The 21,109-nt window shown below is 70.3% G+C and carries 18 protein-coding genes; 12 read left to right on the forward strand and 6 right to left on the reverse strand.

Annotation, left to right across the window (positions count from 1 at the left end; translation table 11 throughout):
* The first annotated feature begins 147 nt into the window (after positions 1-147).
* The 3 genes from ACQ5BE_RS00250 to ACQ5BE_RS00260 all read left to right on the forward strand — a co-directional run bounded on the left by ACQ5BE_RS00250 (position 148) and on the right by ACQ5BE_RS00260 (position 3,848).
* The gene (locus ACQ5BE_RS00250; RefSeq protein WP_430294986.1) at positions 148-2,049 is read left to right on the forward strand and encodes an FAD-binding monooxygenase; all 1,902 of its coding nucleotides are present in this window, start codon (positions 148-150) and stop codon (positions 2,047-2,049) included.
* A gap of 104 nt (positions 2,050-2,153) precedes the next feature.
* Entirely contained in the window at positions 2,154-3,203 is a 1,050-nt protein-coding gene (locus ACQ5BE_RS00255) for an LLM class flavin-dependent oxidoreductase (protein WP_430294987.1), read from the forward strand.
* A 51-nt stretch (positions 3,204-3,254) separates the two neighbouring features.
* Entirely contained in the window at positions 3,255-3,848 is a 594-nt protein-coding gene (locus ACQ5BE_RS00260; RefSeq protein WP_430294988.1) for a dienelactone hydrolase family protein, read from the forward strand.
* Here ACQ5BE_RS00260 and ACQ5BE_RS00265 read toward each other — a convergent pair.
* Positions 3,793-4,890 carry a hypothetical protein gene (locus ACQ5BE_RS00265; protein WP_430294989.1) on the reverse strand — a complete coding sequence of 366 codons (1,098 nt, stop codon included), beginning with the start codon at positions 4,888-4,890 and terminating at the stop codon, positions 3,793-3,795. The genes ACQ5BE_RS00260 and ACQ5BE_RS00265 overlap by 56 nt on opposite strands.
* A gap of 155 nt (positions 4,891-5,045) precedes the next feature.
* On the opposite strand from ACQ5BE_RS00265, the gene ACQ5BE_RS00270 reads away from it, so the two are divergent.
* Positions 5,046-6,578 (forward strand): acetyl-CoA hydrolase/transferase family protein, encoded by a 1,533-nt coding sequence (locus ACQ5BE_RS00270; RefSeq protein WP_430294990.1) that lies wholly within the window; start codon positions 5,046-5,048, stop codon positions 6,576-6,578.
* Here the strand turns inward: ACQ5BE_RS00270 and ACQ5BE_RS00275 are convergent.
* Complete coding sequence (locus ACQ5BE_RS00275) at positions 6,571-7,494, reverse strand: Fpg/Nei family DNA glycosylase (RefSeq protein WP_430294991.1); 924 nt, start codon at positions 7,492-7,494, stop codon at positions 6,571-6,573. The genes ACQ5BE_RS00270 and ACQ5BE_RS00275 overlap by 8 nt on opposite strands.
* 146 nt (positions 7,495-7,640) lie before the next feature.
* Between ACQ5BE_RS00275 and gcvH the strand changes: the two genes are divergently transcribed.
* The 5 genes from gcvH to ACQ5BE_RS00300 all read left to right on the forward strand — a co-directional run bounded on the left by gcvH (position 7,641) and on the right by ACQ5BE_RS00300 (position 10,613).
* Positions 7,641-8,027, forward strand: coding sequence for a glycine cleavage system protein GcvH (gene gcvH, locus ACQ5BE_RS00280; RefSeq protein ID WP_208712321.1), 387 nt, complete (start codon positions 7,641-7,643; stop codon positions 8,025-8,027).
* A gap of 33 nt (positions 8,028-8,060) precedes the next feature.
* Positions 8,061-8,546, forward strand: a complete 486-nt coding sequence (locus ACQ5BE_RS00285) for an FHA domain-containing protein (RefSeq protein ID WP_208712322.1) — start codon at positions 8,061-8,063, stop codon at positions 8,544-8,546.
* A gap of 11 nt (positions 8,547-8,557) precedes the next feature.
* Complete coding sequence (locus ACQ5BE_RS00290) at positions 8,558-9,283, forward strand: MerR family transcriptional regulator (protein ID WP_413250660.1); 726 nt, start codon at positions 8,558-8,560, stop codon at positions 9,281-9,283.
* Entirely contained in the window at positions 9,283-9,786 is a 504-nt protein-coding gene (locus ACQ5BE_RS00295) for a bifunctional nuclease family protein (RefSeq protein WP_208712324.1), read from the forward strand. Before ACQ5BE_RS00290 ends, ACQ5BE_RS00295 begins: the two co-directional genes overlap by 1 nt.
* Before the next feature lie 233 nt (positions 9,787-10,019).
* A complete protein-coding gene (locus tag ACQ5BE_RS00300) occupies positions 10,020-10,613 on the forward strand; it encodes a MerR family transcriptional regulator (protein WP_208712325.1) in 594 nt (197 codons plus the stop codon).
* A gap of 103 nt (positions 10,614-10,716) precedes the next feature.
* Here ACQ5BE_RS00300 and ACQ5BE_RS00305 read toward each other — a convergent pair whose 3' ends face one another.
* Positions 10,717-11,544, reverse strand: coding sequence for a ParA family protein (locus ACQ5BE_RS00305; RefSeq protein WP_430294992.1), 828 nt, complete (start codon positions 11,542-11,544; stop codon positions 10,717-10,719).
* A gap of 192 nt (positions 11,545-11,736) precedes the next feature.
* On the opposite strand from ACQ5BE_RS00305, the gene ACQ5BE_RS00310 reads away from it, so the two are divergent.
* Together ACQ5BE_RS00310 and ACQ5BE_RS00315 are read left to right on the forward strand one after the other, a co-directional pair.
* On the forward strand, positions 11,737-15,138 hold the full coding sequence (locus tag ACQ5BE_RS00310; RefSeq protein ID WP_430294993.1) for a pyruvate carboxylase: 3,402 nt from the start codon (positions 11,737-11,739) through the stop codon (positions 15,136-15,138).
* A gap of 157 nt (positions 15,139-15,295) precedes the next feature.
* Entirely contained in the window at positions 15,296-16,762 is a 1,467-nt protein-coding gene (locus ACQ5BE_RS00315; RefSeq protein WP_430294994.1) for a MinD/ParA family ATP-binding protein, read from the forward strand.
* 27 nt (positions 16,763-16,789) lie between these two features.
* Here the strand turns inward: ACQ5BE_RS00315 and ACQ5BE_RS00320 are convergent, their stop codons facing one another.
* Positions 16,790-18,613, reverse strand: coding sequence for an AMP-dependent synthetase/ligase (locus ACQ5BE_RS00320; protein WP_430294996.1), 1,824 nt, complete (start codon positions 18,611-18,613; stop codon positions 16,790-16,792).
* Positions 18,614-18,760: 147 nt separating this feature from the next.
* Here ACQ5BE_RS00320 and ACQ5BE_RS00325 point away from each other — a divergent pair, with 147 nt between their 5' ends.
* Positions 18,761-19,786 carry an ROK family glucokinase gene (locus ACQ5BE_RS00325; RefSeq protein WP_430294997.1) on the forward strand — a complete coding sequence of 342 codons (1,026 nt, stop codon included), beginning with the start codon at positions 18,761-18,763 and terminating at the stop codon, positions 19,784-19,786.
* Positions 19,787-19,795: 9 nt separating this feature from the next.
* Here ACQ5BE_RS00325 and ACQ5BE_RS00330 read toward each other — a convergent pair whose 3' ends face one another.
* Complete coding sequence (locus ACQ5BE_RS00330) at positions 19,796-20,341, reverse strand: hypothetical protein (RefSeq protein WP_430294999.1); 546 nt, start codon at positions 20,339-20,341, stop codon at positions 19,796-19,798.
* The gene (locus ACQ5BE_RS00335) at positions 20,338-21,099 is read right to left on the reverse strand and encodes an alpha/beta hydrolase (protein ID WP_430295000.1); all 762 of its coding nucleotides are present in this window, start codon (positions 21,097-21,099) and stop codon (positions 20,338-20,340) included. The genes ACQ5BE_RS00330 and ACQ5BE_RS00335 overlap by 4 nt, the downstream gene beginning before the upstream one ends.
* Positions 21,100-21,109 lie beyond the last annotated feature (10 nt).

Here is a 21,109-nt window from a genome sequence, read left to right on the forward strand (position 1 = left end):
GCGCGGCCTCCGCGATGGCCGCGGCTTGAAACCCAGCCGTGAGCCAGCTTACTATCGATTGAGCGATATGCGAACGTGCGTTTCTAATATCGAACACATCAGCAACCGGCGGCACATCGCCACCCCCACAGAGAAGTGAGGAAGACCGTGCAGTTCCACCATCACGGCTATGTCTCCACGGACCCCAAAGTCCAGCCCGCCGCCGGCGTCGGCCTCAACCGCCCCGAGGAGCTTCCGGACCAGGTCGACGTCCTGATCATCGGCACCGGTCCCGCGGGCATGATCACCGCGGCCCAGCTCTCGCAGTTCCCGGACGTGACCACGCGCATCATCGAGCGCCGCCCCGGCCGCCTTGAGATCGGCCAGGCCGACGGCATCCAGGCCCGCAGCGTCGAGACGTTCCAGGCGTTCGGCTTCGCCCCGGAGATCATCGCCGAGGCGTACCACATCACCGAGATGAACTTCTGGAGCCCGGACCCCGAGAACCCACAGAACATCGTCCGCACCTCCCGCGCGGTCGACGACGAAATGGGCATCAGCGAGTTCCCTCACCTGATCGTCAACCAGGCCCGCGTCCTGGACTACTTCGCCGAGGTCATGAAGAACTCCCCGACCCGGATGACCCCCGACTACGGCTGGGAGTTCCTCGGCCTCGAGATCGGCGAGGGCGAGTACCCGGTGACCGTGCGGATCGTCGGCTCCGGTCCCGACAACCAGGGCCAGGAGCGATCCATCAGCGCCAAGTACGTCGTCGGCTCCGACGGCGCGCGCAGCAAGGTGCGAGACTCGATCGGCTGCGAGATGAGCGGCGACCGTGCCAACCACGCGTGGGGCGTCATGGACGTCCTTGCGAACACGGATTTCCCGGACATCCGCACCAAGTGCGCCATCCAGTCCCACGACGGCGGCAGCATCCTCCACATCCCGCGCGAGGGCGGCTACCTGTTCCGGATGTACGTGGACCTCGGCGTGGTGCCGGACGACGACCACGGCAAGATCCGCCAGACCCCGCTCGAGACCATCATCGAGAAGGCCAACAGGATCCTCCACCCGTACTCCGTGGACGTGAAGAGCGTCGCGTGGAACAGCGTCTACGAGGTGGGCCACCGCGTGACCCACCGCTTCGACGACGTCCCCACCGAGCTGGCCGGCACCCGCACTCCGCGGGTCTTCATCACCGGCGACGCCTGCCACACGCACAGCGCCAAGGCCGGGCAGGGCATGAACGTGTCGATGCAGGACGGCTTCAACATCGGCTGGAAGCTGGGCCACGTCCTCGAAGGCCGCAGTCCCGAGAGCCTCCTCTCGACCTACACCGCCGAGCGCCAGGTCATCGCCCAGAACCTCATCGACTTCGACCGCACCTGGTCCTCCATGATGGCCAAGAAGCCCGAGGAGTTCGAGAACCCCCAGGAGCTCGCGGACTTCTACGTGCGCACCGCGGAGTTCCCCGCAGGGTTCATGACCGAGTACACGCACTCGATGATCGTGGGCGAGGCGAAGCACCAGGCGCTCGCCACCGGCTTCCCCATCGGCAAGCGCTTCAAGTCGGCCAAGGCCGTGCGCATCTCCGACACGAACCCGCTGCACCTCGGCCACCTCGCGGCCGCGGACGGGCGCTGGCGCATCTACGTCTTCGCCGACTCCGCCAAGCCCGGTGCCGAGGATTCGATGCTCGTGAAGTTCGCCGACTGGCTTGCCGCCGACCCCGCCTCGCCGGTGGCCGCGACCCCCGAGGGCCTCGACCGCAACGCGTGGTTCGACGTCAAGGTGGTGTACCAGGCCGACCACCGCTCGTTCGACCTCAACGATGTCCCGGCGGTGTTCAAGCCGCAGGTGGGCCCGTTCCAGCTCAACGACCTCGAGAACGTCTTCGGCACCCTCAAGGACGAGGACATCTTCGAGGAGCGCGGGATCGACCGCGAGGGCGTGGTCGTGGTGGTGCGCCCGGACCAGTACGTGGCCAACGTCCTGCCGCTCTCAGCCACGGACGAGCTCGGGGAGTTCTTCGCCGGCGTCCTGGGAGCCAAGAAGGCCCAGACCGTCTGACAGAACCCCTCCGGCAGCGTGGCCCGGGCAGTGCCCGGGCCACGCTGACCTTCGGCGGGTCTCGTCGAGGAATAGACGCCGTCCGAGAAAGGTTGAGGTTTCACGTGAAAGCGTTCGGTTTCCTCTCCTTCGGCCACTACGGCGCGTTCCGCGGATCCGAGACCCGGGGGGCGGCGGACATGATCCGTCAGGCCCTCGACCTCGGAGTCGGCGCAGACGAGCTGGGCGTGAACGGCGCCTACTTCCGCGTCCACCACTTCGCCCCGCAGCAGGCGGCGCCGGTCCCGCTGCTGTCCGCGATCGCAGCCAGGACGAAGCACATCGAGGTCGGTACCGGAGTCATCGACATGCGGTACGAGAACCCCCTCTACCTGGCCGAGGAGCTCGCGGCGCTCGACATCATCAGCGCCGGGCGGATCGCGATGGGCGTGAGCCGAGGGTCGCCCGAGCCCGCCCTCCGCGGCTACGAGGCGTTCGGCTACACCGGATCGACGGACGAGCGCGGCGCCGACCTCGCACGGCGGCACTTCGAGCTGTTCCTCAAGGCCATCGACGGGGAGGGCATCGCCCGTGCCGATCCGCGCCAGGCGCCGGCCGGGACCCTTCTGCCGGTCGAGCCGCACTCGCCCGGCCTCCGCGACCGCATCTGGTGGGGGAGCGGCACCCGCACCACCGCCGAGTGGACCGGGAAGCTGGGACTGAACATGATGAGCTCGACCCTCCTCACGGAGGCCACGGGTGTGCCGTTCCACGAACTCCAGCGAGAGCAGATCGACGCGTACCGGGCGGCGTACAAGGCGGCAGGCCACACCCGGCCGCCGCGCGTCTCGGTGAGCCGCAGCATCTTCCCGATCGTGAACTCGAAGGACGCCATGTACTTCGGCATGCGCACTGACGCCGACCAGATCGGGGTGATCGACGGGTTCCAGTCGACGTTCGGCAAGACCTACGCCGCAGAGCCGGACGACCTCATCGAGCAGCTCAGAGCGGACTCCGCCGTGATGGCTGCTGACACCGTCATGCTCACGGTCCCGAACCAGCTCGGGGTCGACTACAACCTCCACATCCTTGAATCGTTCGCGAAGCACGTCGCTCCCGAACTCGGCTGGAAGCCGAACACGGACGGCCCCGTCCAGGGCGATCCGGTGGACTGAGGCTTCCCCTCGCCTCTGGCCGGACGCCTGCGTGCCCGATAGCGTGGCGGGATGGCAGACGTCCTCCTGTTCCACCACGCGCTCGGCCTCACGTCCGGCATCGCATCGTTCGCCGAGACGCTCCTCCGCAACGGCCACACGGTCACCACGCCTGACCTGTTCGACGGCAGGACATTCGCCACCGTGGAGGAGGGGGTCGCGCACGCCCAGTCCATCGGCATCGGCGAGCTCATCGCCCGGGGGGAGCGGGCGGCGTCGTCCATGCCTGAGAATCTCGTCTACGCCGGATTCTCCCTCGGCGTCCTCCCGGCGCAGAAGCTCGCCCAGACCCGCCCGGGCGCAGCCGGGGCGCTCTTCTTCTACTCGTGCCTGCCGCTCACCGAGTTCGGAAGCGCGTGGCCGAAGGGCGTTCCCGTGCAGGTCCACGCCATGGACCATGACCCGGTCTTCATGGAGGAGGGGGATCTCGAGGCGGCGCGGGATCTCGTCTCGCAGGCCGACTCCGGCGAGCTCTTCCTCTACCCGGGCGACCAGCACTACTTCGCGGAGCCGACCCTGCCGAGCTTCCGGCCCGAGCAGGCGGCCCTCCTCACCGAGAGGGTGCTGGCGTTCCTGGATTCCGTGGGGAAGCCTGCGCGATCCTGACGAGGGCCACGAGCGCGAGCATCTCGAGGCCCGTCCAGACGATGATCCCGCTCCAGACCTCCGTCGAGAACGTCAGCCTGCCGTCGCGCATCGCGACCGACGCGAAGTAGGTTCCCCAGAAGAGGAGCGGGGCGAAGGCCAGGGCCATCATGAGCCGGCCCCAGAGCCCGGGCCTCGGGCCTGCGGCCGCCCAGACAGCGCCGACGAGCGCGGCGCCCACCGCGGCCGCGGCCACGAGCCCTGGATCGCGGAATGCCACCATTGCCTGGAGCGCCACTGACGGAACGAAGGCCAAGGCTGCGGCCAGCCACGCCGGGATGCGCCAGCGGGAGGCAAGGAGCAGGTGCGGGACGAACAGCGTCGCGGTGGAGACGAGGAAGGAACCCTGCGCGACGATGATGCTCGACGAGGCCGGGGGCGACGACACCTGCCGGGACCCGGGCGGCCCCGAGTAGGTCTGGACGAGCCCCTGCCGCGCGTACACGGCGAACTGCTGCAGGATGAACGCGGCCACCATGCCGCAGAGCATGGCGCTCACGACGGCGGGTGCGAGCCTCCCCACGGACGTCGCCTCAGGGTTCTGGGACGCGGCGGCGAAGGGTGCGCCGAGGATGAGGAAACCGCCGGTCGCGAGCCCCAGATGGGAGGGGCTGAAGAGCGCCGAGATCCCCTGTTCGATCCCGAACTCCGAGTGCCAGCCGAAGTCGGCAGCCCCGGAGACGAGGAAGAGGCCCACGCCGAGCGTCGCCGCCCCGTACTCGGCGGGCACCGCGTCCGGCCAGGGGGCGCCCGGCGCGCGCCGTCGCCAGACCAGGAGCCCGATCCAGACGGCGCACGCCGCGAAGCCCGAATAGAGCACAGCGTGCCAGGGGGTGAAGAACGTCTCGAGGTCGTGCAGGTTGTTGTGCGCCCAGCCGTCCAGGTAGGTCCCGGCGAGGAGCCACACGCCGGCGGCCAGCGTGATGAGGTCCTCCGTTGGCGTCGTCGGCCGATGCGCGGCGGCTGGCTGGCCGGCCACGAGCGGAGCTGGAATCGCACCCATGCCTCAACCGTAGATCCCGGCGGGGCCGGGCGGAACGGCGCGGGACGGCGAGCTGTGGCATCCGTCCATGGCACGGGTCACAGCGTGCGCCGGCCAAGAGGAATAGAGTGATCTCCGGCACGGGCAGGGCAGCCCGGCCAGAGGAAAGGGATCAGGTGCACGAGCGAATCCGCCACGCCGGGATGCTGCAGAAGAGAATGAGTCCGGAGCAGGCGGCGGCCCTGATCAGGCCCGGCATGACCGTGGCGATGAGTGGCTTCACGGGCGCCGGCTACCCGAAGGCCGTGCCCCAGGCGCTCGCGGCCCACATGGAGGCGGCGCACTCGGCCGGGGAGCAGTTCAAGATCAAGGTCCTCACCGGCGCGTCGACGGCCCCGGAGCTCGACGGCGTGCTCGCCAGGGCGGACGGCATGGAGCTTCGGCTTCCGTACATGTCCGACCCGGCGCTGCGGAAGCGGATCAACGACGGCGAGCTGGACTACATGGACATCCACCTGAGCCACGTCGCCCAGCACACGTGGTTCGGCTTCTACGGCGACGTGGATGTCGCCGTCGTCGAGGTGGTCGGCATCCTCGAGGACGGACGGCTCATCCCGTCCTCCTCGGTGGGCAACAACAAGACCTGGCTCGACATGGCCAGCAGGGTGATCCTCGAGGTCAACTCCCGCCAGCCGGCCGCCATGGAGGGCATGCACGACGTCTACTACGGCACGGCCCTGCCGCCGAACCGCCGTCCGGTCCCGATCCTCGCCCCCAGCGACCGGATCGGCGAGCCGTACCTCCGGGTCGACCCGGAGAAGGTCGTCGCCGTCGTCGAGACCGACGCCCCGGACCGGCTCTCAGGCTTCAGCGCCCCCGACGAGGCTTCCCGCGCCATCGCGGCGCACCTTCTGGACTTCTTCGACCATGAGGTCCGCCGCGGTCAGCTCGGCGAGCGACTCCTGCCCCTCCAGTCCGGGGTGGGCAACATCGCCAACGCGGTCCTCGCCGGCCTCGCCGAGGGCGGCTACCGGGGCCTGAGCGCCTACACCGAGGTCATCCAGGACGGAATGCTCGGCCTGATCAAGGACGGCACGATCGAGTTCGCGTCCGCCACGTCGTTCTCCCTCAGTGAGGACGGCGTCGCCGACTTCACCGCCAACGTCGACCTCTACCGCGAGCGCATCCTCCTGCGCACGCAGGAGATCTCCAACCACCCGGAGGTGGTCCGGCGGCTGGGGTGCATCGCGCTGAACGGCATGATCGAGGCGGACATCTACGGCAACGTCAACTCGACCCACGTCGCGGGGAGCGCCGTGATGAATGGGATCGGCGGCTCGGGCGACTTCGCGCGCAACGGCTTCCTGAGCGTGTTCATGTCCCCGTCGACGGCGAAGGGCGGGAAGATCTCGGCGATCGTGCCGATGGCCAGCCACGTGGACCACACCGAGCACGACACGATGATCCTCATCACCGAGCAGGGCCTCGCCGACCTGCGCGGCCTCGCACCCAAGCAGCGTGCACGCGCAGTGATCGCACGGTGCGCCCACCCGGAGTACCGCCCCGCCCTCGAGGACTACTTCGAGCGTGCGCTCCGGGACAGCTACGGCAAGCACACGCCACACCTGCTCGGCGAGGCGCTCTCGTGGCACGAGCGGTTCGTCTCCACAGGGGACATGCGCCCGGCGGTGCCCGACGCTGCTATTTGAGGAACTTGGAGGTCCGCCGGTCCGCCAGCGGCTTGCCGCCCGTCTGGCAGGTCGGACAGTACTGGAGCGCGGAGTCCGAGAAGGAGACCTCGAGGATGGTGTCACCGCACACGGGACAGGGCTCTCCGGCGCGGCGGTGCACCCGCATGGTCCGCCGCTTCTCGTCCTTGAGCTCCTCGGGCGCGTGTCCCATCGCGTCGTCGACCGCGTCGGAGAGGACCCGGCGGAGCGCCTCGTAGAGGCGTTCCGCGGTGGCATCGTCCAGCGTGGAGGCGATCGCGAATGGTGACAGCCTGGCCGCGTGCAGGATCTCGTCGCTGTAGGCGTTGCCGATCCCCGCAATGGCCTTCTGGCTGCGCAGGAGGCCCTTGATCTGCTGCTTGTGCGAGGCCAGGATCTTCCGGAAGGCCTCGAAGGTGAAGGTGTCCTCGAGCGGCTCCGGGCCGAGCTCGGCGACCGCCAGCACGTCTTCGAGCCGCCGGACGATGTACACGGCGAGCCGCTTCCACGTGCCCGCCTCGGTCAGCTCGATTCCCGTCTCCTCGCGCCCGGCACCGGTGTCCCGGACGAACCCGAAGCGCGCCGCGATGTACCCCTTGCCCCGCGGCATCGTCGGCTCGGGAAGGTGGTCCAGCACGCGCACCCACCCGCTGAGGGAAAGATGCACGACGACGGCGACCGGGCCGGCGTCGTCCGCCACGCCGCCTGCGGCGCCCGGGCCGGGCGCGGTGAGCACGACGAGGAGCTTGCCCCGCCGCGCCACGCCCTCGACACGCCGGCCGAGGAGTGAGGCGTACGGCGGGTCGGCCGTCTTGAGGGCGTTGACGGAGCCGATGGAGACGTGTTCGATCACCGACCCGGCGAGGCGCTCGTCGAGCGCTGCTGCCAGTGCTGTGACCTCGGGGAGTTCCGGCACGGTGCCTCCTGGTGCCCGGCGGTGGGGGACCCCTCCATGGTGGCAGCAAAACGCCACGGGGCAGGGGAACACTGTGCCTATACTTTCAGCGACACCGCACCCAGGGGCTCCGGCAGCGGGGCCCGACGCCGACGAAAGGGCTCCTCATGAGCAACGTCCCCTCTGAGCTGTCGTACACCGCCGAGCACGAGTGGATCTCCATGGAACCCGGCGACGGGGTGGTGCGCATCGGCATCACCGACTTCGCCCAGGACGCCCTCGGGGACGTGGTCTACGTCCAGATGCCCGAGGTGGGCACCGAGGTGAGCGCCAACGCCGTCGTGGGCGAGGTCGAGTCGACCAAGAGCGTGAGCGACATCTACGCCCCCGTCTCCGGCAAGGTCGTGGCCCGCAACGAGGCGCTCGACGGCGATCCCGCCCTCGTGAACTCGGATCCCTACGGCGAGGGCTGGCTCATCGAGGTGCAGCTTTCGGACGACTCCGAGACCGACAAGCTGCTCAGTGCCGCCCAGTACGAACAGCAGGTAGGGTAGTTTTCTGAATCCGGGACGAGCGAGGAGGAACCGATGGTGAGCGACGAGCGTCGAGACATCGGCGCCGACGAGGCAACGCAGCGACAGGAAGCGGCGAACGAGACGACGTCGATCCAGCTTCCACCCATCTCGGGGGAGCCGACGATGGCGCCTGCGCTGAGCTCCGAGGAGGCAGGTGCTGTTGCGGCACTGCCCTTCGGCTCCGCTCTCCTCGTTGCCCACAGCGGCCCCAACTCCGGCGCCCGGTTCCTCCTCGACTCCGATGTCACGACGGTGGGGCGCCACCCGGACGCGGACATCTTCCTCGACGACGTCACGGTGTCCCGCCGCCATGCGGAGTTCCGGAGGGTCGGGCGCGGGTTCGAGGTCGTGGACGCCGGCAGCCTCAACGGGACCTACGTCAACCATGACCGTGTCGACCAGGTGACGCTGCGCAACGGGTCGGAAGTGCAGATCGGCAAGTTCCGGCTCACGTTCTATCTCAGCCCCGCACAGAACCCGGTGCGGCCAACCGCCTAAGGGGGCGGAGCATGGCAGCTGCGCAGACCGAGCGGAGGAGCTCGGGCGCCCTCAACATCGGCGAGGTCCTGGCCACCCTGGCGGAGGAGTTCCCGTCGATGACGGCGTCCAAGATCCGCTTCCTCGAGGACAAGGGGCTCATCGCCCCGCACCGCACGCCCGCCGGGTACCGGCAGTACAGCCAGGGCGATGTCGAACGGCTGCGCTTCGTGCTGGCGCTCCAGCGGGACCAGTACCTCCCGCTGAAGGTCATCAAGGACTACCTCGATGCGATCGACCGCGGCGAACGGCCCGAGGGCCTGCCCCCGGGGGTGAGCGTGGCGCCGCGTGCGGTCTCGGAGGAGCTCTCCGCGCACCTGAGCACGACGCGTCCGCGCTCCCTGTCCGAGGCACAGCTGCGGGCAGAGTCAGGGGCCAGCGTCGCCCTCGTCGAGGCGATGGTCAGCTATGGCCTCGTGGAGTCGGCCGACGGCCGCTTCGACGAGCACGCGCTCCAGGTGGCCCGCGCGTGCGTCGCGCTCGAGGACCACGGTCTCGAGCCGCGCCACCTGCGGCCGTTCCAGGCCTCGGCTGAGCGCGAGGTGGGACTCATCGAGCGTGTCGTGGCTCCGATGGCCTCGCGCCGGGACACCGATGCGCGGGCGAGGGCGGCCGAGGAGGCCCGCGAGCTCAGCGAAGTGTTCCTCACCCTGCACCGCGCCCTCGTGCACGGTCTCATCACGAGGATGGATGGCTGATGATCGAAGTCGAAGTCGTGGGAGTGCGCATCGAGCTCCCCTCCAACCAGCCCCTCGTGCTCCTGAAGGAAGCCCACGGGGAACGCCATCTGCCCATCTGGATCGGCACGGCGGAGGCCAGCGCCATCGCCCTCGCGCAGCAGCACGTCGTCCCCCCGCGCCCGTTGACGCATGACCTCCTCGTCAACGTGGTCCACGGGCTCGGCCGGCAGGTGGTCAGTGCGACGATCGTCGCGGTCGAGGACAGCGTCTTCTACGCCCAGCTCGGGTTCGACGACGGGACGACCATCGAGTCCCGCGCCTCCGACGCCCTCGCCGTCGCGCTCCGGGTGAACTGCAGGATCTGGTGCGCCGACGCTGTCCTCGAGGAGGCGGGGGTCCAGCTCGCCGAGGGCAGCGAGGAGGGAACCGAAGAGGCCGCACCGACCGTTGAGGAGGAGAGTGAGCTGCGCCGCTTCCGCGAGTTCCTCGCCGATGTCGAGCCGGAGGACTTCGACGAATGACCCCCCTCCGCTCCCTCCCCGGGGCGGAGGCCCCGACACGCCCCCGCCCGTGAGCCAGATGTCTTTGCTTTCGCCCCGGCGCAGTTCTAACGTCGGTAGAGACAGGTTCCCATTGCATCCCGGGCGGCCAGAGGCGACACTGGAGACTGCACTCCGACTGTAATTACAGTAGTGCGCTTATGACGATCCCCTCGGTGTGGCGATTCCCCAGGGGAGCCGTGAAGGAGGGTTTTGTGAGTCCCAAGGGAGAGCACGGAGAGCTCGGGCAGATACACGCCCCGGGCGCGGACGTGCCGGTTGGCACGCAGGGTCTCCTCTTCGACGATGACCTGCCCGAGCTTGACGAAGAGGCGGGCTACCGCGGCCCCACGGCATGCAAGGCGGCCGGCATCACCTACCGGCAGCTGGACTACTGGGCCCGCACGGGTCTCGTCGAGCCGACCGTCCGTGGGGCCGCGGGGAGCGGCTCCCAGCGGCTGTACGGCTTCCGCGACATCCTCGTCCTCAAGGTGGTCAAGCGCCTCCTCGACACTGGCGTGTCGCTCCAGCAGATCCGCTCCGCCGTCGGCCACCTGCGGGAGCGGGGCGTCGAGGACCTCGCGCAGATCACGCTCATGAGCGATGGCGCCTCGGTCTACGAATGCACCTCCGCCGACGAGGTCATCGATCTGGTCCAGGGCGGCCAGGGCGTCTTCGGCATCGCCGTGGGCCGCGTGTGGCGTGAGGTCGAGGGGAGCCTCGCGGAACTTCCGAGTGAGCACGCTGCCGACCAGACGTTTCCCGGTGATGAACTGAGCAAGCGCCGCGCGGCGCGCAAGACCGGCTGAACCAACGCTCCGACGCACGACGCCGAAGGGTCGCCTCCCGCAGGAGGTGACCCTTCGGCGTCGTACGTGTGGGGGCAACAGGCCCGTGCGCGCCCCGTGGAGACTAGCGCATCGCCGCCCGCGGGCGGAGTTCCCGGCCGGGGGAGAGGATCGAGGTGAGGAGCTCGTCGTAGATGGCCGCCGTGCCGCGCGCCGCTTCCCCCGGCCAGTGGTGGACGGCGTGGGCGGCCCCCTGGATCTGCTGCCAGTTGGCGAGCTCGGGGACATGCGGGCTCAGGAGCAGCGGCCCGAACATCTGCCTCATCTCCTCGAGCCGGTAGCCGTGCTCAGTGGAGGATGGGCGCACGCGGTTGGCGACGATCCCGGCCGGCGAGAGCCGCGGCGCGTACTCCTGTTTGAAGACCTGGATCGCGCGCAGGGTGCGCTCCGTCCCGGCGACCGAGAACAGGCCGGGCTCGGCGACGAGGAGCACGCGGTTGCTCGCCGACCACGCCATGCGGGTCAGGCCGTTGAGCGACGGCGGGCAGTCCACGAGGACCAGTCCGTAGCCCTCGACTCCGTTCAGCACCATGTCGAGCCGGCGCAGGTCCCTGCGCCCGAGGTCGGGACGGTCGTAGACGGAGCTGAGCGAGCCGCCGTACGCGACGTCGAGCACGCGGTTCTGGCGGCCGGCCAGGGCGGCCGCGCGCCGGACCCAGGCGCTGGGGACCACGTTGTCCTCGAGGAAGGCCCTCCGCGGCGACTTCAGCATCCTGCCGATCTCGAGCTTGCCGTCGGCCGCGACTCCCAGCGCGGTGGAGGCATCAGCATGCGGGTCCAGATCCACCACGAGGGTGGGGATGCCGGCTGCGAGGGCCGCCGAGGCGAGCCCTGTCGTCACCGAGGTCTTCCCGACTCCGCCCTTGAGGCTGCTGATGCTGACTACTTGCACTGGAGGATCCACTACCTTTTCGCTCGCCGACTCCCCATCATCTTAGTGGGACCACTCCGGGCTTTCGGGCCGTCCCACACCATGAGATATGACGTAGCGTGATTCAGGGCACAGAACGTTGTCCTGATACTTTGACCGCATAGACACTAGGCACCACCTAGACCAGTCCTGCGTTGCGACAACAGGAGTCCCATGTTCTCCAAAATTCTGGTAGCGAACCGCGGTGAAATCGCCATCCGCGCGTTCCGTGCCGGCTACGAGCTCGGTGCCAAGACAGTTGCGGTATTCCCCCACGAGGACCGCAACTCCATCCACCGCCAGAAGGCGGACGAGGCCTACCTCATCGGTGAGGAAGGCCATCCAGTCCGTGCGTACCTCGATGTCAACGAGATCGTCCGCGTGGCCAAGGAGGCAGGCGCGGACGCCATCTACCCCGGCTACGGCTTCCTCTCGGAGAACCCCGAGCTCGCCCGTGCAGCCGAGGGCGCTGGCATCACGTTCGTCGGCCCGCCGGCTGAGGTCCTCGAGCTCGCCGGCCACAAGGTCCATGCTCTGGAGGCGGCCCGCAAGGCCGGCATCCCGGTGCTGCGGTCCTCGAAGCCGAGCTCGGACGCCGAGGAACTGCTGAAGGAGGCCGACGAGATCGGCTTCCCGATCTTCGTCAAGGCCGTCGCGGGCGGCGGCGGCCGAGGCATGCGCCGCGTCGACACGCGGGAGGCCCTGCCCGAATCGCTCAACGCGGCGATGCGTGAGGCCGACGCCGCATTCGGCGACCCGACGGTGTTCCTGGAGCAGGCCGTCCTGCGCCCGCGGCACATCGAGGTGCAGGTGCTGGCCGACGCCGAGGGCAACGTGGTGCACCTGTTCGAGCGCGACTGCTCGCTCCAGCGCCGCCACCAGAAGGTCATCGAGATCGCCCCCGCACCCCAGCTGGACGAGTCGATCCGCCAGGCGCTCTACGCGGACGCCATCAAGTTCGCCAAGGCCCTCGGCTACGTCAACGCGGGCACGGTCGAGTTCCTCGTCGACACCGTGGGCGAGCGGGCGGGCCAGCACGTGTTCATCGAGATGAACCCGCGCATCCAGGTCGAGCACACCGTCACCGAGGAAGTCACCGACGTCGACCTCGTCCAGGCGCAGCTCCGCATCGCGTCCGGGGAGACGCTCGAGGACCTCGGGCTGACCCAGGACAAGATCCACCTCAAGGGCGCCGCCCTCCAGTGCCGCATCACGACCGAGGACCCGGCCAACGGCTTCCGCCCCGACGTCGGCAAGATCACCGGCTACCGCTCCGCGGGCGGGGCCGGCGTGCGCCTCGACGGCGGCACGATCTACCAGGGCGCCGAGATCAGCCCGCACTTCGACTCGATGCTCGTCAAGCTCACCTGCCGCGGCCGTGACTACGCCACCGCCGTCAAGCGCGCCCGCCGCGCCCTGGCAGAGTTCCGCATCCGCGGCGTCTCCACGAACATCCCGTTCCTCCAGGCGGTCCTCGACGACGACGACTTCGTGGCCGGCAACGTCGCGACGTCGTTCATCGACGAGCGCCCGGAGCTGCTGAAGGCGCGTTCCTCCGCGGACCGCGGCACCAAGCTGCTCACCTGGCTCGCGGACGTCACCGTCAACAAGCCCAACGGCGAGGCCCGCGTCCTCACCGACCCGCGGGACAAGCTCCCCAAGGTGAACCTGTCCGAGGCGCCGGCCGGCTCCCGGCAGCGGCTCCTCGAGCTCGGCCCTGAGGGCTTCGCCAAGGCGCTGCGCGAGCAGAACGCCGTCGCCGTCACCGACACGACGTTCCGCGACGCCCACCAGTCGCTCCTGGCCACCCGCGTCCGCACCCGTGACCTGGTGGCTGCAGGCCCGGCCGTCTCGGTGCTCACCCCGCAGCTCCTGTCGGTCGAGGCCTGGGGCGGTGCGACCTACGACGTCGCGCTCCGCTTCCTCGGAGAGGACCCTTGGCAGCGCCTCGCCTCGCTGCGCGCCGCGATCCCGAACATCTGCATCCAGATGCTCCTGCGCGGGCGCAACACGGTCGGGTACACCCCGTACCCCGAGGAGGTCACGGTCGCCTTCGTCAAGGAGGCCGCCGCGAGCGGCATCGACATCTTCAGGATCTTCGACGCGCTCAACGACGTGAACCAGATGGCCCCGGCGATCAAGGCTGTGCGCGAGACCGGGACCGCGGTGGCCGAGGTCGTCCTGTGCTACACGGGCGACCTGCTCGACCCGGCCGAGGACCTGTACACGCTCGAGTACTACCTCGACCTCGCGCAGAAGATCGTCGACGCCGGCGCGCACATCATCGCGATCAAGGACATGGCCGGGCTCCTGCGCCCGGCCGCTGCCGCGAAGCTTGTGACCGCCCTGCGCGAGCGGTTCGACCTGCCGGTCCACCTGCACACGCACGACACGGCCGGCGGCCAGCTCGCCACGCTGCTCGCGGCGGTCGAGGCAGGAGTCGACGCCGTCGACGTCGCCTCGGCGCCGCTCGCCGGCACGACGAGCCAGCCCTCGGCCTCGGCGCTCGTGGCGGCCCTCGCGCACACGCCGCGCGACACGGGCATCTCGCTCGCCAACGTCGACGCTCTCGAGCCGTACTGGGAGGCCGTGCGCCGCGTGTACGCCCCGTTCGAGTCCGGGCTCCCGGGCCCGACGGGCCGGGTGTACCAGCACGAGATCCCCGGCGGCCAGCTCTCGAACCTCCGCCAGCAGGCCATGGCCCTCGGCCTGGCCGAGCGCTTCGAGGCCATCGAGGACATGTACTCGGCTGCGGACAAGATCCTGGGCCGGCTGGTGAAGGTCACGCCGTCCTCCAAGGTCGTGGGCGACCTCGCCCTCCACCTCGTGGGCCTCGGCGCGGACCCGGAGGACTTCCGCGAGAACCCGCAGAAGTACGACATCCCGGATTCCGTCATCGGGTTCCTCGGCGGCGAGCTCGGCGACCCGCCCGGGGGCTGGCCCGAGCCGTTCCGCACGAAGGCGCTCCAGGGCCGCACGGTGAAGGTGCGCGAGGAGACCCTCAGCGAGCAGGACTCCGCGGCCCTCGCAGGCGACTCGGCCTCGCGCCGGGCAACGCTCAACCGGCTGCTGTTCCCCGGCCCGACCAAGGAATACCTGTCGAACCGTGAAGCGTACGGCAACCTCGCCGTCCTCGACACGCGCGACTACCTCTACGGGCTGCAGCGCGGCCGCGAGCACGTGATCGAGCTCGAGAAGGGGGTGCGCCTCATCGCCCAGCTCGAGGCCATCTCCGAGCCGGACGAGAAGGGCTTCCGCACGGTCATCGCCACGCTCAACGGTCAGTCGCGGCCCGTCGCGGTGCGCGACCGCTCCGTCCAGAGCAACGTCAAACAGGCCGAGAAGGCGGACTCGACCAACCCGGGCCACGTGGCCGCGCCGTTCGCCGGCGCAGTGACGGTGACGGCGAAGGAAGGCGACATCGTCCAGGCCGGCGATTCCGTCGCGACGATCGAGGCCATGAAGATGGAGGCCTCGATCACCACTCCGGTCGCCGGCAAGGTGGCTCGCGTCGTCGTCGGCGGTGTCGAGCAGGTGCAGGGCGGGGACCTCCTCCTCGTCGTCGGCGCCGAGTAGCACAGGAGAAGGGCGGCGCTGAGCGCCGCTGGACGGAACCGCGGACCGGGCCCCAGTGGCCCGGTCCGCTGCCTGTTCCTGCCCTGAGGCTAGACTGGGGCGCGTTCCGAGCGCGGGCGGCGCTGCCGCCTGCCAGCCACGAGTCGAACGGGAGCCCATGACCGAGCCGAGCAAGCCCCAGACGGCCGAGCACGCCGAGACGCCCGCTGAGGCCGACGCCCAGCCCAGTACAGGCGCACCCGCCGCTGACGCCCGCCCCACCGCCGACGCCCAGCCCACGCCGGACGATGAGTCGATGCGCGGGGGCGAGGCTCCGGCGGCCGTGGAGGACGCAGAGGAGAGCGCGGCGGAGGCGGGGCCCGGGGGAGAGCCCGCCCCTGTGGACGTTGTGACGGTGGCGGACGCCCAGGACAGGACGAGCGCGGAGTCGCTCACGGCGCTCACCGCCCTGACGACGGCGCCGGCCACGGTCGCCGTCCCGCCCGTGCCCACGCAGCCGCCGGGCCAGCGCGACGAGCAGGAACGGGCGACGGCGACGGCGGCCTGGCTCGCGGAGCACCCGCTCGTCACCGCGGGCACCGCCCCCGCTGCGCCTGAGGACCTCGCCCCCGGCTTCGTGCCCACCGGCAGCCAGGACGAGGCCGCCGAACCCGAACAGCCTGCACAGGTTAGCGAGCGGCGGGCCCGCGCGGAAGGGCCGGAGGTGGCCGCGTCGCTCACATCGGACCGGCTCGTGACCAGGACCGCTGCCCCTCCGGCGTCGGGGTGGCGGCGGTGGCTGTACTACGCGACGCTCGGCTCCGTGAACGTGGGCGACTCGGACGCCGTCCGGCTCCAGCGCGCCCTCGAACGCCGGATCGCTGTCCGGCTCGGCGACGAGACCCGCTACGTGCCGATCCTGTCGCGGAAGGGCGGCGTGGGGAAGACGACCGTCACGACGCTCCTCGGGATGGCCCTCGCGGACCTCCGCGAGGATCGGGTGATCGCGATGGACGCGAACCCGGATCGGGGCACCCTCTCGGACCGCAACCCCGGCCGCGCCACCCACACGGCGCGCCAGCTCGTGAAGGACCGCTTCGAGGTGAACTCGTTCACGCAGCTCTCGACCTACACCGCCCGTGAGGGCTCACGGCTCGACGTCCTCGCCTCCGATTCAGACCCGATGGTCGCGCATGCCTTCAACGACGCCGACTACCGGGCGGTCACGGACATCCTGGGCCGCTACTACTCGATCGTCCTGACCGACTCGGGCACGGGCATGGTGCATTCGGTCATGCAGGGGACGCTCGAGAAGGCCGACGCCGTCGTGCTGGTCTCCGGGGGCAGCGTCGATGAGGCGAGGCTCGCCTCGGAGACGCTCTCGTGGCTCGAGGCACATGGGCGGGACGATCTCGTGCAGAAGGCGATCGTCGTCGTGAACATGTCCGCGGGGGACGGGACGCGCGTCAACGTCGACGAGATCGAGGACCACTTCCGCACGCGGGTCAGGGATGTGGTGCGGATCCCGCACGACCGGCACCTCGCCGAAGGGTCGCAGGTCGACTTCGCCAAGCTCCGGCCGGCCACCCGCGAGGCCGCTGTGGAGCTCGCGGCGCTCGTCGTCGAACGGCTCGCCGCCGCGTAGCCGGGGCTGCGCGGCGGCGGGGCCAGCTCAGACGGCGGTGGGCTTGGGCGCGGAGTAGATCTCCTCGACGTACTGGCCGAAGTCCTCCATGACCTGGGCGCGCTTGACCTTGAGCGACGGCGTGAGGTGGCCGGAGTCCTCGGTGAAGTCCGTCGGCACGACGCGGAACGACTTGATCGCCTCGGCCTTCGACACGCTCGCGTTCGCCCGGTCGATCACGGACTGCACGTGTGCGAGGACGGCGGGATGGGTCGACGCCTCGACGATCGAGAGGGCGGCAGGCTGCCCGTTGCGCTCGAGCCAGCCGGGGAGGGCATCGGCGTCGAGCGTCACGAGTGCGCCGATGAACGGCCGGTTGTCGCCCACCACGACGACCTGTGAGACGACGGCGTCCGCGCGGATCTGGTCCTCGAGGTGCGCCGGCGCGACATTCTTGCCGCCTGCGGTCACGATGATGTCCTTCTTGCGGCCTGTGATCCGGAGGTAGCCGTCGCCGTCGAGCTCGCCGATGTCCCCCGTGCGGAACCAGCCGTCGGTGAAGGTCTGCGCATGGAGCTGGGGGAGATTGTGGTATCCCCGCATGACGCAGACTCCCTTGGCGAGGATCTCGCCGTCGTCGGCGATCCGCACCGCGTTGCCGGGCAGCGGGGCGCCTACGGTGCCGATCTTGATGAGTCCGGGTGTGTTGACCGTGATCGGGGCGGTGGTCTCGGTGAGGCCGTAGCCCTCGAGGACCGTGAGCCCGATCCCGTGGAAGAAGTGGCCGAGCCGCTCGCCGAGCGGGCCGCCGCCGGAGACGGCGTACCTGATATGGCCGCCCATAGCGGCGCGCAGCTTCCGGTAGACCAGCAGGTCGAAGGCCGCGTGCTGCAGCCTCAGGCCGAGCGAGGGCCTGCCGTTGTCGGCGTGGGCCTTGGACCAGGCGATCGCGGTGTCGGCCGCCCGGTGGAAGATCTTGCCCTTCCCGCCGTCCTCGGCCTTGGTCAGCGCCGAGTTGTAGACCCGTTCGAAGACGCGCGGGACCGCGAGGATGAACGTCGGCTCGAAGCTCTGGAGGTCGGCCAGGAGGTTCTTGATGTCCGGCGTGTGGGCCACCTTGCACCCGGCCGCGACGCTGAGCACGGAGATGAACCGGGCGAAGACGTGGGCCAGGGGCAGGAACATGATCGTCCTGGCGCCGGGCTGCTGGACCACCTCGGAGAGCGCCGCGGCCGAGTTCTCGGACAGCGCGACGAAGTTGCCGTGGGTGAGCTCGCAGCCCTTCGGCTTGCCGAGTGTCCCCGAGGTGTAGATGATCGTCGCCACGCTGTCCAGCGTCGCGGCGCTGCGGCGCGACTCGAGCTCGTCGTCCGAGACCTTGGCCCCCGCGGCCCTCAGGGCGTCAAGACTTGCCGGCGTCAGCTGCCACACGTGGCGGACCGCGTCCAGCCCCTCGGACTCGACGGCCTGCCGGATCGCGTCCTCGTGGTGGGCGGTCTCCCCGAAGGCAGCGACTGCCGCTGAATCGCCGAGGTTCCATGCGATCTGCGTGGGCGAGGACGTCTCGTAGATCGGGACCGACACGGCCCCTGCGAACCAGATGGCGAAGTCGACGAGCGACCACTCGTAGCAGGTGCGCGCCAGGATGCCGACCCGGTCTCCGGGCCCGATCCCCTCGGCGATGAGGCCCTTGGCAATCCGGGACACGTCCTCGCGGAATTCACGGGCCGAGATGTCCTGCCACACCCCCTGCGCGTCCCGCGTCGCGAAGAGCGGCGGGTTGGCGGGCTTCTCGGCCTGCTCGACCACGAAGTCGGTGATGTTGGCGGCAACGGGCTGGGGGATGAGGGGAGCTACGGTCTTCTCGCGCACGATTTCTCCTTTGTGTCTCCCGGTGCGTGGGAGATGGCTTAACCATATCCAAGGCCCTCAGACGGGTTGTGCCGTGGATCACGGTGTTTTGCTACTGGCGAGTAACTTTAGTCGGGGACGACCCTTCGCGCCACTACAATGGCGCTCGTGCCCAGGCCCCGCTTCGCCCCGACCTTCCGACCGCACGACCCTCGGCTGAGGCGGCGGGGCCTCGCCATCGGGATCGACATCGGAGGGACCAAGGTCGCCGCCGGGGTGGTCGACGCCGAGGGGCACGTGCTGAGCCGGGCGCGTCGGGCCACCCCCGGTTCCCAGCCCCGGGAGGTCGAGCGGGTGATCGCCGAGCTCGTGGACGAGCTGAGCGCGGACCACCGCATCTCGTCGGTCGGAATCGGCGCCGCCGGGTGGATGGACCTCGGCGGGGGGACTGTCCTCTTCAGCCCTCACCTCGCGTGGCGCAACGAGCCGCTGCGGGACAACCTCGAGAAGCTCCTGCGCCGCCGCGTCCACCTCGCCAACGACGCCGACGCCGCCGCCTGGGCGGAATGGCGCTTCGGGGCCGGCCGGCACGAGAGCCACCTCGTGTGCATCACGCTCGGGACCGGGATCGGCGGCGCCATGGTGCTCGCCGGGCGCCTCGAGCGCGGCCGCTACGGGGTCGCCGGCGAGTACGGCCACCAGATCATCGTTCCCGGAGGCCACCGCTGCGAGTGCGGCAACCGCGGGTGCTGGGAGCAGTATGCCTCCGGGAACGCCCTGGGCCGCGAGGCGCGTGAGCTCGCACGTGCGAACTCCCCGGTCGCGCAGGAGCTCCTGCGCGCCGTCGGAGGAGTCCCCGATGCCATCACGGGGGCGGTGGTCACTCAGCTCGCGCGCGAGGGCGACGCCGCCTCCCGGGAACTGCTCGAGGATGTGGGGGAGTGGCTCGGGCTCGGACTCGCGAACCTCGCTGCCGCCCTCGACCCGGGCACCTTCGTGATCGGCGGGGGCCTGTGCGACGCGGGTGAGCTGCTTCTCGCACCGGCCCGGCGGGCGTTCGCCCGCAACCTCACCGGTCGTGGGTTCAGGCCCCCCGCGCGGATCGAGCGGGCCGCCCTCGGCCCGGAGGCGGGACTCATCGGCGCCGCGGACCTCTCACGGGTGAACCTCCGCTCCCACGGCGGGGTGCGCTGAAGCCGCGCCTCAGACGCGCGCCCCGTCGTCGCCGTCGTCCTCCTTGTGCCGCGGCAGCCGCATGATGAGCACGCCGACCCCGGCCACGAACGCCGCGATGAGCAGCGCGATCACGAACCCGGGCACGGCGCGCCACACGAGCGCGAACACGAGGAGGGCTAGCGGGCCGCCGAGCGCACCGCACCAGGCGAGCACGACAGCGGGATCGGCCCCGGCGAGGATGGGCTTCGGTTCCTCCGGCACGAAGTCGCCCACCACGTGCTCGTCCGGTTCCTCGCCGACGGGACCCCGGCCGAGCCGGTGCACCGCGGAAGGCCGTGAGAGCCCGAGCGGATCGAAGTCGCTGAACTGCGCCGGGTCCGCGGCCTTGCCGGCTCGGCCGGCCTCGAGGCCTGCCTCGGCCGCCGCGGCCCGCTCGGCAGCAGAGGGCTCCGCGGGGGCGGGACCGTCGGCCTCGAGGCCGGTCTCCCCTCCGCGAAGGCGCGACACGAGGTCACGCCACGCGTCGTCGTCGGCGGCGTGGTCGGCTCTGTCTGGATCCGGGCGGCCGTTCACGCGCTGCTCCCCGCGGCGTCGGCGTGTCCCGTCGGCGCGGCGAGCCCGGCGACCTCGCGGATGAAGTCGACCGAGCGCCTGAAGACTGTGGGGGCGTCATTGTCGAGCGTCGCCACGTGGTAGCTGTCCCGCAGCCGGACAATGCGGATGTCGTCGCCGCCGTACAGGCGCGCGATCGCGGCAACGCTGCGTTCGCTCGTCACGACGCGGTCGACCGTGGAACGGAAGACGAGCAGGGGAGCACTGGCGCTCGGAAGCGAGGCCACGGTGTCCCTGAACATCAGCTTCATCTGGTGCGCGGCCCGCACGGGAAGGCGGGCGTAGGCGCCCTCGTCGGCCCCGGCGAGCTTGATGTCGTTGGCGATCCCCGGCACCGAGCGCAGCGCGTGCTGGAGCAGCACCGAGACGTATGACCGGGGGTCGTCGACCACGAGCGCGGGGTTGACCACGACGGCGCCCCCGACCTTCTGGCGCGCGGCGAGGCGGAGCGCGAGCGCGCCGCCCATGGACAGCCCGGCGGCGATCACGGTCGAGCAGTCCTGGGCGAGTTCGTGATACGCCGCTTCGTAGGCCTCGTACCACTCGCCCCAGGACCGGGTGGCGAGATCCTGCCACGACGTTCCATGTCCGGGCAGGAGCGGCGCGGAGACGCGGAAGCCCGCTTCCTGCAGGGCGTCGGCCCACGGCGCGACGCCGGCGAGGCTGCCGCCGAACCCGTGGCTGAGCGCGACCCCGATGGGGCCCGAGGGGCTGTCCATGCCATGCATT

The organism is Sinomonas sp. B1-1, assembly GCF_050474465.1.
GTDB classification, from domain to species: Bacteria; Actinomycetota; Actinomycetes; order Actinomycetales; family Micrococcaceae; genus Sinomonas; species Sinomonas flava.

What these genes read in the sequence shown, in the direction of transcription:
- ACQ5BE_RS00335 (WP_430295000.1), bottom strand. Translation starts at nt 21,099, where the DNA reads ATGGACAGCCCCTCGGGCCCCATCGGGGTCGCGCTCAGCCACGGGTTC.
- ACQ5BE_RS00260 (WP_430294988.1), top strand. Translation starts at nt 3,255, where the DNA reads ATGGCAGACGTCCTCCTGTTCCACCACGCGCTCGGCCTCACGTCCGGC.
- ACQ5BE_RS00310 (WP_430294993.1), top strand. Translation starts at nt 11,737, where the DNA reads ATGTTCTCCAAAATTCTGGTAGCGAACCGCGGTGAAATCGCCATCCGC.
- ACQ5BE_RS00290 (WP_413250660.1), top strand. Translation starts at nt 8,558, where the DNA reads ATGGCAGCTGCGCAGACCGAGCGGAGGAGCTCGGGCGCCCTCAACATC.
- ACQ5BE_RS00295 (WP_208712324.1), top strand. Translation starts at nt 9,283, where the DNA reads ATGATCGAAGTCGAAGTCGTGGGAGTGCGCATCGAGCTCCCCTCCAAC.
- gcvH (WP_208712321.1), top strand. Translation starts at nt 7,641, where the DNA reads ATGAGCAACGTCCCCTCTGAGCTGTCGTACACCGCCGAGCACGAGTGG.
- ACQ5BE_RS00315 (WP_430294994.1), top strand. Translation starts at nt 15,296, where the DNA reads ATGACCGAGCCGAGCAAGCCCCAGACGGCCGAGCACGCCGAGACGCCC.
- ACQ5BE_RS00265 (WP_430294989.1), bottom strand. Translation starts at nt 4,890, where the DNA reads ATGGGTGCGATTCCAGCTCCGCTCGTGGCCGGCCAGCCAGCCGCCGCG.
- ACQ5BE_RS00285 (WP_208712322.1), top strand. Translation starts at nt 8,061, where the DNA reads ATGGTGAGCGACGAGCGTCGAGACATCGGCGCCGACGAGGCAACGCAG.